Source organism: Curtobacterium sp. NPDC087082 (assembly GCF_044745045.1).
GTDB lineage: Bacteria > Actinomycetota > Actinomycetes > Actinomycetales > Microbacteriaceae > Curtobacterium.
Genome location: NZ_JBIUZN010000002.1, coordinates 196,858 through 208,952, shown reverse-complemented (window position 1 = coordinate 208,952; position 12,095 = coordinate 196,858). Strand labels below are relative to the sequence as shown.

General features: G+C 72.0%; 9 protein-coding genes. 8 read left to right on the top strand and 1 reads right to left on the bottom strand.

The genetic code is table 11. The annotated features are described in order from the left end of the window. Window positions 1–205: 205 nt before the first annotated feature. Both ACIPEP_RS06300 and ACIPEP_RS06295 read left to right on the top strand, forming a co-directional pair. Window positions 206–328: a hypothetical protein gene (locus ACIPEP_RS06300; RefSeq protein ID WP_402716781.1), complete on the top strand. Its 123-nt coding sequence runs from the start codon at window positions 206–208 to the stop codon at window positions 326–328. Further along, complete coding sequence (locus ACIPEP_RS06295) at window positions 325–1,677, top strand: glycosyltransferase (protein ID WP_402716780.1); 1,353 nt, start codon at window positions 325–327, stop codon at window positions 1,675–1,677. The genes ACIPEP_RS06300 and ACIPEP_RS06295 overlap by 4 nt, the downstream gene beginning before the upstream one ends. A gap of 39 nt (window positions 1,678–1,716) precedes the next feature. Here the strand turns inward: ACIPEP_RS06295 and ACIPEP_RS06290 are convergent, their stop codons facing one another. Next, entirely contained in the window at window positions 1,717–2,574 is an 858-nt protein-coding gene (locus ACIPEP_RS06290; RefSeq protein WP_139219755.1) for a glycosyltransferase family 2 protein, read from the bottom strand. A 107-nt stretch (window positions 2,575–2,681) separates the two neighbouring features. Here ACIPEP_RS06290 and ACIPEP_RS06285 point away from each other — a divergent pair, with 107 nt between their 5' ends. The 6 genes from ACIPEP_RS06285 to ACIPEP_RS06260 all read left to right on the top strand — a co-directional run bounded on the left by ACIPEP_RS06285 (window position 2,682) and on the right by ACIPEP_RS06260 (window position 12,089). Then, window positions 2,682–4,847, top strand: coding sequence for a DUF6350 family protein (locus ACIPEP_RS06285; protein WP_402716779.1), 2,166 nt, complete (start codon window positions 2,682–2,684; stop codon window positions 4,845–4,847). Between the two features lie 23 nt (window positions 4,848–4,870). Then, entirely contained in the window at window positions 4,871–5,464 is a 594-nt protein-coding gene (gene purN / locus ACIPEP_RS06280; RefSeq protein ID WP_070417751.1) for a phosphoribosylglycinamide formyltransferase, read from the top strand. Continuing rightward, complete coding sequence (gene purH / locus ACIPEP_RS06275; protein WP_402716778.1) at window positions 5,461–7,095, top strand: bifunctional phosphoribosylaminoimidazolecarboxamide formyltransferase/IMP cyclohydrolase; 1,635 nt, start codon at window positions 5,461–5,463, stop codon at window positions 7,093–7,095. Before purN ends, purH begins: the two co-directional genes overlap by 4 nt. A gap of 705 nt (window positions 7,096–7,800) precedes the next feature. After that, complete coding sequence (locus ACIPEP_RS06270; RefSeq protein ID WP_261647072.1) at window positions 7,801–9,624, top strand: ABC transporter ATP-binding protein; 1,824 nt, start codon at window positions 7,801–7,803, stop codon at window positions 9,622–9,624. Window positions 9,625–9,734: 110 nt separating this feature from the next. Beyond that, window positions 9,735–11,543, top strand: a complete 1,809-nt coding sequence (locus ACIPEP_RS06265) for an ABC transporter ATP-binding protein (protein ID WP_374474842.1) — start codon at window positions 9,735–9,737, stop codon at window positions 11,541–11,543. A 120-nt stretch (window positions 11,544–11,663) separates the two neighbouring features. After that, a complete protein-coding gene (locus ACIPEP_RS06260; protein WP_071294760.1) occupies window positions 11,664–12,089 on the top strand; it encodes a DUF805 domain-containing protein in 426 nt (141 codons plus the stop codon). The last annotated feature ends 6 nt before the right edge of the window (window positions 12,090–12,095 follow it).

Genomic DNA, 12,095 nt, shown 5'->3' with positions numbered 1-12,095 from the left:
CCGCCGGGCGGCGGCGCCGGCGGGCGCGGGGGACACAAAGCAGCCCCCCCCCCCCGCGTGGGGGGGGGGGGGGGGGGGTGGGGTGGTGGGGGGGGGGGGGGGGGGGGGGGGGGGGGGGGGGGGGGGGCGGGCGCCCCCCCCCCCTCCCGCATTTCCTGACGAGCGTTGGTGATATTCGACATGTTGTGTGTCGTAGATTTGCCGGGTGCAAGAAACGTTCCCGCTCCTGATCGCCTCCGCCCCGGTGGTCGTCATCGCCGCTGCTCTGGTCCTCCGCGCCTTCGCCCGACGGTGGTCGGGCGACTCCGACCGGGGAGATGCTTCGTGACCGTCGAGGAGCGCCTTCCCAGCGCCCGCCGCGTCGGACCGGTCGCGCGGGTGCTCGGCACGATCGGCGTCATGCTGTTCGCCTCGGTGGTCGTGGTGACGGTGGCGTCCCGAGGGCTCGACACACCGGCCCGTGCGGTGTTCGTCGTCATCGCCGTCGCCGCGTGGCTGCACCTGCTCTTCGCCGTGCTGCCCGACCGAGCACACCGGCGACGCCTCGTGACGGATCCGACCCACGCAGAGCTCGACGTCGCGGTCCTCGTCCCGGTCTACAACGAGGATCCCGGGGCACTGAGGCGGTGCCTCCGATCCTTCCTCGAGCAGACGCGCCGCCCGCAGACCGTGGTGGTGGTCGACGACGGCTCGACAGCGGCGGACTACGACGTCGTTCGGGCGTGGTTCCTGCGCGAGGCGGGAGCGGTCGGCGTCCGTGGGGTGTGGCACCGCACCGTGAACCAGGGCAAGCGTCACGCCCAGGTCGAGGGGGTCCGGTTCACGCCCGGAGCCGACGTCTACGTGACGGTCGACAGCGACAGCATCCTCGATCACCGGGCGATCGCCAACGGACTCCAGCCGTTCGCCGACCCGCGGGTGCAGTCGGTCGCGGCGCTCATCCTCACGACGAACTACCGCCAGAGCCTGCTCGCCCGGTGGATGGACGTGTACTGCTTGGGGCTCCAGCTGTTCGAGCGCTCGGCGTTCTCCCGCTTCCGCGCCGTGATGGTGAACTCGGGCGGTTGTTCGTTCTACCGCGCGGCTGTGATCCGGGACAACCTCGACACGTACCTCGGCGAGACGATCCTCGGCCGGCCGGTCCAGTTCTCCGACGACAGCATGCTGACCCTGTTCGCCCTCCGTCGCGGCCGTGCCGTGCAGCGCGAGGACTGCTTCGCCTTCACCCTGATGCCGGCGACCCTCGACCACCACGTCCGTCAGCAGGTCCGCTGGATGCGCGGTTCCTTCATCCGGTCGATCTGGCGGATGCGGTACCTGCCGCTCGCGCGCGCCGCGTACTGGCTCCACCTCGTCAAGTGGATGCTCTACGTCCTGGCCTCCGCGACGCTCCTGCAGTTGCTCCTCGACGGAGCGCTCTTCCGGTGGGAGACGCTCGTGAGCGGTGGGCTCGCGGCCGTTCTGCTGTACGTCACCGCCGTGCTCCGCTACGTGTTCGTGATCCGGTCCGACCAGGGGCACCTGCAGCGGTGGCTGACCTTCGCGACGGCGCCGCTGGCTGCGGTCTGGGGACTCACCGTGCTGCGGGTCATGCGCTGGTACGCCATCGCGACGTTCGCCCGCACGGAGTGGGGCACGCGTGGGGAGATCGAGGTCCGTGACGGGTCCGCTGCCTGAGCGGCGGTCGGATCGGTGGGCGCCCGGACTCGACGCTGGTCAGGCGGGCACGTTCAGCGGCACCGGGCTCGCGCGCATCGTGTCGACGAGGTGGGCGGGCCATGCGGCGGCGATCTGCCGGTCGTTGCCGGAGCCGTCGACGTTCGCCGAGGCGAGGGTCTGACCGCCGTCCGGCAGGTGGAGGAAGTCACGGTGGGTGAACGCGCCGGTGACCTTCGCGGCCGTCCCGGTCTCGACGGCGACCCGGTGGAGCCAGACGTCGTCGGCCGCCGGGGAGAGTCGCATGAACTCGCCGTGGCGGTCGCGCAGCGCCTCGAGCATCTCGGGGGTCATCGCGTGGCCCCGGGTCCCGGTGGCGAGGTTGCGCGGGGACGCCGGGCCGCGCTGCACCTCGGCCCAGGATGCGTACGGGGCGAGCCCGACGCCGGCGAACGTGACCTCGCGCGAGCGGTGCGCCGTGTTCGTGGTCGGGTCGGTGGCGTGTGCCGACATCAGTCGGGCGAGCCACTCGCGCGGGTACATGAGGTCGTCGTCGGCGGTGACGAGCGGGACGTCGTGGGTCCGGAGGGACTGCACGTACGGGTAGTACTTGGTGTGCGGCCGGTAGCCGGGCGTCGACCGGAGCTCGAGGCCGCGGCGGACGAGGCGGCGGAGTCCCTTCGGCGGGTCGGCCACGGCGTCGGCGTCGTCGAGCCAGAGGACGAGTCGGCTCGGCAACACCGTGCCGGCCGCGATGCTCTCGATGGCCAGGTGCACGGTGGCGATGCGTCGGCCGTGGCTCGTCAGGCTCACCGCCGGGCCGTCCGCGGCGCCGAAGACGGGCGCCGCAGTGGTCAGGTTGCGCAGCGCCAGCGTCGCTGCACGCTGGAGCTTCCGACTTCTGATTCCCTGATACATCACATGACAATGGTGCCGCACGCCGTCCCGCCGCACAAGGGCCGATCCTGCGCGGTGTCCCGCGCGGCTGCCCGACGAAGCGGGTCGCGGCACGTATCCTCGCTGCGATGAACCGCCTGGGAACCGCAGTGCTCGCCGCGATCGAGGCGGTCGTGACGGTCGGCGTCGGCATCGGGATCGCCCTCGTGCCGCTGACGCTCCTGTGGGGCTTCGAGTACGGACTCCAGGTCGACTGGGACGTGTTCTGGAAGGCCACGGGGAGCGTGTGGCTCGTCGGGCACGGGGTCGACGTGTCGTTCGTGCTCGGCTCGGCGCTCGCGAGGTCGTCCGGCGTGAGCGGCGCCACCGACCCGATCCACGTGACGCTCGCGGCGCTCGGGTTCGCCCTCGTGACCGCCTGGCTCGCCGGACGTGCCGGGCGCCGGTTCGCCGAGACCGAGCACCGCACGACCGGGCTCCTCGTCGGCACCGGCGTCGTCGCCGTCCTCGGGCTCCTCGTCGCACTGTCCTCCCGGTCCGCGGCGACCGTGCCGACGCTCTGGCAGGCGATCGTCCTCCCGGCGCTCTGGTTCGGGATCCCCGCGCTCGTCACGAGCGAGGTGTGCCGACGGCGACGGGGGCTCCCGGCCGACCCGGTCACCGGGCGCGTGCTCGACCAGCTCGACCGTGTCCCGACCGCCTGGCGTGCGATCGCGGCGTTCGGCCTCCGTGCCGGCACCGCCGCGACGGCTGCGGTCGTCGCCGTCGCCGGGGTCGTCGTCGCCTTCCTCCTCTTCGCCTCCTTCGCCGAGGTCATCTCCCTGTACGAGCGGTCGCACGCCGGCGTGGTCGGCGGGATCGCCCTGACGGTCGGCCAGCTCGCGTTCCTGCCGGACTTCGTCGGCTGGGCGACGTCGTGGCTCGTCGGGCCCGGCTTCGCGATCGGGACCGGTTCCAGCGTGTCGCCGATCGGCACGACGCTCGGGCCGATCCCCGGTCTGCCGGTGTTCGGCGCGCTGCCGGCGTCCGGGCACGCGTTCGGCCTGGTCTGGGTCCTCGTGCCGGTCGTGGCCGGGTTCGCGGCCGGCGGCCTCCTGCGCCCCCGGCTCGTGCAGGCCCTCGGCAGTGCGAACTCCGCCCTGCACCGGGCGCTCGGCGGCGTCGCGGCGGGCATCGTCGCCGGTGTGCTCACCGGGCTCGTGGCCTGGCTCTCGGCGGGGTCGTTCGGCCCGGGCCGCCTGGCAGACGTCGGTCCGCACGGGCTGGTCGTCGGGGCCTTCGCGGCCCTCGAGGTCGGTGTGCCCGCCGTGGTGGCGCTCGCGGCCGGCAGCGACCTCGTCCGGATGCCCGAGCGCGGGTGGGCCCGGGAACAGTGGCACGAGACGGACGACGGACCTGCGGACGCGGACGCCGAGACCGCTGCCGACGGCTCGCTGCTCGCCGCACTCGACCGCGCCGGTGCCGGTCGGACCACCGACGTGCACCGCTTCGTGGTCGAGGAGACGCACGGCGGCACCACGGCCGAGGCCGCACGCGCGGACGACGCCCATGCCGACGGCGGCCATGCCGACGGTGCCCACGGCGGCGACGCCCGGGGTCTGCCGGGGCGCGGCGGACCCGAGCAGGGCGATCGGGCACGGGTCGCCGCCACCCGGTACGACCGCGACGACGCGACCGTGGGCAGCGCCCCGACAGCACCACGCGGCGAGCACGCCCCTGGGGTCGTCGCGGAGCACGACGGCACGACGGAACCGACCCGCACCGAGACCGAGGCGGGCGGCCCGGCGGAGTCGAGCCGCGCCTCCCGAACCGCATCCGACCCCGCACCGGACCGCGACCCGGACGCCGACGTGGCGCTGCCGGACTGGGCCCGCACCGACGCCGTCGCCGCCGACCGGGTGCCCGCCGACCACGTCACCGATCGCCCGCGTGCCACCGGCCGCGGGGGAGTCGGCGCGATCCGCGACCGCCTGCGCGGAGCGGCCGACGGCGTCCGCGAGCGCGCCGGCGACCTGCGCGACCGGGTCACCGGAGCCGACGTCGACCGCGAGCCGGACGAGGCCGCCACCGCCGTGCCGCGTGCGCCGGGGACGGAGCCGCAGCCCGCGTTCCCGTGGAGCACCGAGGAGTTCGTCGCGGGTCGCGACGACGTCGACGACCGGCACGACGACCGGGCCCGTGCCGGCGGCTCGGTGTCGTCCGCGCCGCCCGTGCAGCAGCAGCGGTGGGACGCCACGGACCAGATCCCCGAGGACGAGCTGCCGTGGTGGCGCCGCCCGAAGGACGACCGGTGACCGCAGCCCGGTAGGGTTGTCCCGTGCTCGAACTGGTCGTCCTGATCTCCGGTGCCGGCTCGAACCTCCGGGCCCTGCTCGAGGCGACCCTCGACGCGGAGTACCCCGCTCGGGTCGTCGCCATCGGTGCCGACCGCGACGCCGAGGGGCTCGGTCTGGGCGAGGAGTTCTCCATCCCGACGTTCACGGTGCCGTTCTCGCGGTTCGACTCGCGCGAGGAGTGGGGCCGCGAGCTCGCCGCCCAGATCCGGCCGTGGTCGCCGGACCTGCTCGTGCTGTCGGGCCTCATGCGGCTGCTGCCGCCGGCGGTCGTCTCCGAGTTCGGCCCCGCGGTGATCAACACGCACCCCGCGTACCTGCCCGAGTTCCCGGGCGCCCACGGCGTGCGGGACGCCCTGGCCGCCGGCGTGGAGCAGACCGGTGCGAGCGTGATCCAGGTCGACGACGGCGTCGACAGCGGTCCGATCCTCGCGCAGGAGCGCGTCCCCGTGCTCCCCGGCGACTCCGAGTCGACGCTGCATGACCGGATCAAGCCGGTCGAGCGACGCCTGCTCATCCAGACCATCCTCGACATCGCCAACGGCACCACCGACCTGAAGGGCACCCCGAGCGCATGAGCGTGCACGCAGCCGACCCCAGCCTGTACCGCGACCGGGACCTCGTCCCCGTGCGGCGGGCGCTCATCTCGGTGAGCGACAAGTCCGGCCTGCTCGAGCTCGCCGGGGCCCTCGCCGACGCCGGTGTCGAGATCGTGTCGACCGGTTCCACGGCGCAGACCATCCGCGACGCCGGGTACGCCGTCACGGACGTGTCGAGCGTCACGGGCTTCCCCGAGTCGCTCGACGGCCGGGTGAAGACGCTGCACCCGTCGGTGCACGCGGGGCTCCTCGCCGATCTCCGACTCGAGTCGCACGAGCAGCAGCTCGCCGACCTCGGCATCGAGCCGTTCGAGCTCGTGGTGGTCAACCTGTACCCGTTCGTCGAGACGGTGGCCTCGGGTGCCGACACCGCGACCGTGGTCGAGAACGTCGACATCGGCGGCCCCGCGATGGTCCGCGCCTCGGCGAAGAACCACCCGAACGTCGCGATCGTCGTGTCGCCGTCGTCCTACGCCGAGGTGGTCGAGGCCGTCCGCGCCGGCGGCACCACGCTCGAGCTGCGGAAGCGCCTCGCCGCCCAGGCCTTCGCGCACACCGCCGCGTACGACACCGCGGTCGCCGGCTACTTCGCCAGCGACGTCGTGGCGGACGCCGCGGCACCGACCACGCGCGGGGACATCGAGACGCCGGGGTCGTTCGACGAGCACCTGACGGTGGACGCCGACCTCGCGGCGACGCTCCGGTACGGCGAGAACGCCCACCAGGCCGCGGCGCTGTACACGAGCGCCGGTGGCACCGGGATCGCCCAGGCGGCGCAGCTGCACGGCAAGGAGATGTCGTACAACAACTACGTCGACGCCGATGCCGCCGTCCGCGCGGCCTACGACTTCGCCGAACCCGCCGTCGCGATCATCAAGCACGCCAACCCGTGCGGGATCGCGATCGCACCGGCGGACGCGGCGGACCCGATCGCCGCCGCGCACGCCGCTGCGCACGCGTGCGACCCGCTCTCGGCGTTCGGCGGGGTCATCGCCGCCAACCGACCCGTCACGAAGCAGATGGCCGAGACGGTCGCCGACATCTTCACCGAGGTCGTCGTCGCGCCGGCCTTCGACCCCGAGGCGATCGAGATCCTCTCGCGGAAGAAGAACATCCGCCTGCTCACACTGCCGACCGACTTCGCCCTCGCCCCGCGCGAGCTCAAGCAGATCTCCGGCGGCTTCCTCGTGCAGGACGCCGACCGCTTCACCGGGTTCGACCAGTCCACGTGGACCCTCGTCGCGGGCGGACCGGCCGACGAGCAGACCCTGGCCGACCTCGCCTTCGCGTGGAAGGCGAGCCGTGCGGTGAAGTCGAACGCGATCCTCCTGGCGAACCAGGGCGCGAGCGTCGGCGTCGGCATGGGCCAGGTGAACCGGGTCGACTCGTGCCACCTCGCGGTGAACCGTGCGGGTGAGCGCGCCACGGGCAGCGTCGCGGCCTCCGATGCCTTCTTCCCCTTCGCGGACGGGCTGCAGGTGCTCCTCGACGCGGGCGTCCGTGCGGTCGCCCAGCCCGGTGGGAGCGTCCGCGACGACGAGGTCATCGCCGCGGCCACGGCTGCCGGCGTGACGATGTACTTCACGGGCGAGCGACACTTCTTCCACTGAGTCGAACAACCGGCAACTCCGGGAAACGCTTGCGCACCACGTTCGACTGTGAATAGTCTGTAAGGCTCCGCGACAGGCACGCCGACGGCCCCAGTGTCCACGACAGACACCGGCCGGCGGCACCGCGGACACAACGGTGACGATGACGACGACTGGAGTGACGATGAACACGACGACCGGAACCGTGGCGACGGCTGCCCGTGCGGGTCTCGTGCTCTTCGTGGGGACCGCTCCCGACGCACGACCGTTCGGTGGGGCACGTGGCATCCGCCCACGTCCCGCACACGCGGCCGTCGCGCCGTACCCCCACCGGGGTGCGCCCGCCGTCACGGCACCGCTGTCCGCGTAGGGCTGCCTCCCACAGCCAGCGACGAGCCGTCGGCACCGCCCGACGACGACGAGCACGCGACGAGCCGCCGCGACACCAGCGACGACGACGAGCACGGGCCAGCGCGAGCCCACGCCTGAACCCGGGGGACGACTGTCTCCCGGTGCACTCCGACCGAACCGACGCCGCGCGCGACGCGGCGGCGGGCGACCGCGACGAGGACCGAGCACGCCCCACCGGGGTGGGCACGGCCCGGGACGCGACCGACCCGCTCGGCCGACGACCACCACGCAACGGACACCGAGCCTCCAGATCGACGGCTGCGACAGCAGCGGCCGGTCCAGAGGGTCTCGGCACGACGCACGAGGACGCAATCCATGTCCAAGACGCCAGACCAGGCGCGCCCGTCCACCGACCGCCCCTCGACCTTCCGCGCGATCGCGCGGATCTACCCCTACGTGAAGCCCTACCAGGGCCGGCTCATCGGCGGCATGTTCGCCGCCATGGGCGCCTCCCTGGTCGCGCTCGCGATCCCCTACGTCCTGCAGTGGCTCGTCGACGGCCCGCTGTCCTCGAAGGACTCCGCACAGATCTGGCCCGCGGGTCTCGGTGTGCTCGCGCTCGGCGTGCTCGAGGCGTTCTTCATCGCGTCCCGGCGTCGGATGGTCATGCGGCCGTCGACGCGCATCGAGACGAGCATGCGGAACGCGCTCTACGCGAAGCTGCAGGACCTGCCGGTGGCGTTCCACGACCGGTGGGAGTCCGGGCAGCTGCTGTCCCGCTCCGTGTCCGACCTGTCGCTGATCCGCCGGTGGCTGGCCTTCGGCGTCGTGCTGCTGGTCGTCAACATCGTGACGATCGTCGTCGGCTTCGTCGTGCTGTTCACCTTCGGGTGGCTGCTCGGCCTGGTGTTCCTCGTCGCGTCGATCCCGCTGTGGATCAACGGCCTGCTGTTCGAACGCCGGTACTCCGTCGTCGCGCGCCGCAGCCAAGACCAGGTCGGCGACCTCGCCACGAGCGTCGAGCAGTCGGTGCACGGCATCCGCGTGCTCAAGGCGTTCGGGCGCGGTCGCTACAAGCTCGACGAGTTCAGCGAACAGGCCGAGGCGCTGCGCGGCACCGAGATCGAGAAGGCGAAGGCGATCGCGGGCATCTGGCTGTGGCTGCTGCTCGTGCCCGACGTCGCGTTCGCGCTCTGCCTGCTCGCCGGCATCTGGCTCGCGAGCCAGGGGGAACTGTCCGTCGGGCAGCTGTTCGCGTTCTTCGCGACGGCGACGGTGCTCCGGTTCCCGATCGAGTCGATCGGCTTCCTGCTCTCGATGACGTTCGACACGCGCACCGCGGTCGACCGCTTCTTCGAGGTCATGGACTCGGAGAACACGATCACGGACCCCGAGCACCCGGAGACGATCACGGAGCCGCACGGTGCGCTGTCGTTCAACGGCGTGCACTTCCGGTACCAGGACTCCCCGCCGCAGTTCCCGGACCTCATCAACGGGGTCGACCTGCAGCTCCGACCCGGTGAGACCATGGCGCTCGTCGGGCTGACCGGCTGCGGCAAGACCACGCTGCTGTCGCTCGTGCCACGGCTGTACGACGTCACGGGCGGCTCCGTGACGATCGACGGCGTCGACATCCGCTCGCTGACCCGTGCGGAACTGCGGCGCCACGTCGGTGTCGCGTTCGAGGACGCCACGCTGTTCTCGACGACCGTGCGCGAGAACGTGCTGCTCGGTCGCCCGGACCTGTCCGGGGACGAGGCCGAGGCCCTCATGCGCGAGGCCCTCGACATCGCCCAGGCGTCCTTCGTGGACGACCTGCCCGACGGGGTCGACACCCGTGTCGGCGAAGAGGGCCTGTCCCTCTCCGGCGGGCAGCGGCAGCGCCTGGCGCTCGCCCGTGCGATCGCGGCGCGGCCGTCGGTGCTCGTCCTCGACGACCCGCTGTCCGCGCTCGACGTCGACACCGAGGCGCGGGTCGAGGCCGGTCTCCGCCGCGTCCTCGCCGAGACCACGTCGCTCATCGTGGCGCACCGCCCGTCGACCGTGACGCTCGCCGACCGGGTGGCGCTCATGGAGAACGGCGTCGTCACGGCCGTCGGCACCCACTCGGAGCTGATGGCGAACAACGACCACTACCGCTACGTCATCTCGTCGCTCGACGACGACGACGCCACCGCACGAGAGGAGGCGATGGCATGAGCCAGCAGGAGAAGAACCTTCCGGTCGACACGTCGGCCGGTCCAGGAGGCGCGGATCCCGTCCTCGACGACATCGCCGACACGCAGGCTGCCGCGCCCGTCACCGCGTCGATCACCACGCTCGGCGTGCGCGGCGAGGAGCGCGAGGACTTCACCAAGGCGGAGAGCAAGCGCCTGCGGCGCCGCTCCCTCGCCCTGCTCGGGTCGCTCGCCGCGCCGCTCAAGGCCCGCCTCGTCGTCCTCGCCGTCGTGGTCGTGGTCTCGACCGCGGGCACGGTCGCGGGCCCGGCGCTCATCGCCTGGGGCATCGACAACGCGCTGCCGGCGGTGATGGAGCAGAACGACTGGGTGCCGGCGTTCGGCGTCGTCGCGACGTACATCGTCGTGGCGGTGCTCGGTGCCGTGCTCACGGCCTGGTACACGGTGCTGGCGGCGCGGATCAGCCAGGCGATCCTGTTCGACCTGCGCAAGCGGGTGTTCCTGCACACGCAGCGGCTCTCGCTCGAGTTCCACGAGACCTACACGTCCGGTCGGATCATCTCCCGCCAGACGAGTGACCTCGACTCGATCCGCGAGCTGCTCGACTCCGGGCTGAACCAGCTCATCCAGGGCGTGCTGTACATGGTGTTCACCGCCATCGCACTCGTGGCGCTCGACCCGACGTCCGGGCTCGTGCTCGCGGTGTCGCTCGTGCCGCTGTGGTTCCTGATCCGCTGGTTCCAGTCCAACTCGCAGACGCTGTTCCGTGCCACCCGTGTCACCTCGGCGCGCGTGATCGTGCACTTCGTCGAGACGATGACGGGCATCCGGGCGGTGCAGGCGTTCCGCAAGGAGTCCCGCAACCGCGACGAGTACGGCGGCTACGTCGAGGACTACCGGCAGGCGAACACGAAGGTGTTCAACCTGTTCGGGACCTTCGACCCGGTGCTCGTGCTCATCGGCAACGTGACACTGGCCGCGGTCGTCGTCGTCGGCGGCTTCCGGATCGTCGGCGGGACGCTCGAGGTCGGCGCGCTGCTCGCGGTCGCGCTGTACGCCAAGCGCTTCTTCGACCCGGCCCAGGAACTCGCGATGTTCTACAACGGGTACCAGTCGGCCTCGGCCGCGATGGAGAAGATCTCGGGCGTGCTCGAGGAGCGGCCGAGCGTGCCGGACCCCGCGAAGCCGGTGAAGCTGCCGGACGCCACCGGGAAGATGGACTTCGACGACGTCGTGTTCGCGTACAACAAGGGCAAGGTCGTCCTGCCCGAGTTCGACCTGCACATCCCGGCGGGGCAGACGATCGCGCTCGTCGGGTCGACCGGTGCCGGCAAGTCGACACTCGCCAAGCTCATGGCGCGCTTCTACGACCCGTCGCAGGGCTCGGTCAAGCTCGACGGCGTGGACCTGCGGGACCTCGACACGAAGGACATGCGCCGCGCGATCGTCATGGTCACGCAGGAGGCGTACCTGTTCTCCGGCACCGTCGCGGACAACATCGCGCTCGGCAAGCCGGGAGCGTCACGGTCCGAGATCGAGTCGGCCGCGAAGGCGGTCGGTGCGCACGAGTTCATCATGGCGCTGCCCGACGGGTACGACACCGACGTGAACAAGCGCGGTGGCCGGGTGTCGGCCGGGCAGCGGCAGCTCCTGTCGTTCGCCCGGGCGTTCATCGCGGACCCGAAGGTGCTCATCCTCGACGAGGCCACGGCGTCGCTCGACATCCCGTCGGAGCGACTCGTGCAGGAGGGGCTTGAGACGCTGCTCGCCGACCGGACCGCGGTGATCATCGCGCACCGGCTTTCGACCGTGGCGATCGCGCACCGGGTGCTCGTGATGGAGTACGGCCGGATCGTCGAGGACGGCACCCCGGACGACCTCATCGCCGGGACCGGACGGTTCGCGCAGCTGCACGCGGCCTGGCGGGACTCACTCGTGTAGCGGCACCGTCGATCGACGCCCTCGGACGGCCCTGTCGGACGAACCACGGATCCGACGTGGAACCACGCACTCGCGCTGGTTCCACGTCGGATTCGTGGTTCCACGTGGTTGGGTTGACCCATGAGCGACGACAGCGTGCAGCCCGGCGGCGTGGCCCTGCGCGACCCCTTCTACGGGGCACCCTTCACCGAGGCCGTCCGGCGGTTCTGGCGGAAGTACACCGTGTTCACCGGGCGGGCCTCCCGTTCCGAGTTCTGGTGGTGGTGGATCACGTCCCTCGCGATCGGCCTCGTGCTGCAGCTCGTGCCGCAGGTCTTCACGCCGGACACCCCGGTGCTCGAGAACCCGGTCGGCTCCTACCTGTTCGTGCTGTGGGGGTTGGCGACGCTGATCGGTTCCCTCGCCCTCGGCGCCCGACGGCTGCACGACGCGAACCTCTCGGGCTTCTGGCAGTTCCTGCACGTGGTGGTCGGCATCGGCTCGCTCGTGCTCTTCGTCATGTGCCTGCTGCCGTCGAACCCGAAGGGCACACGCTTCGACGCGTGACGGTGC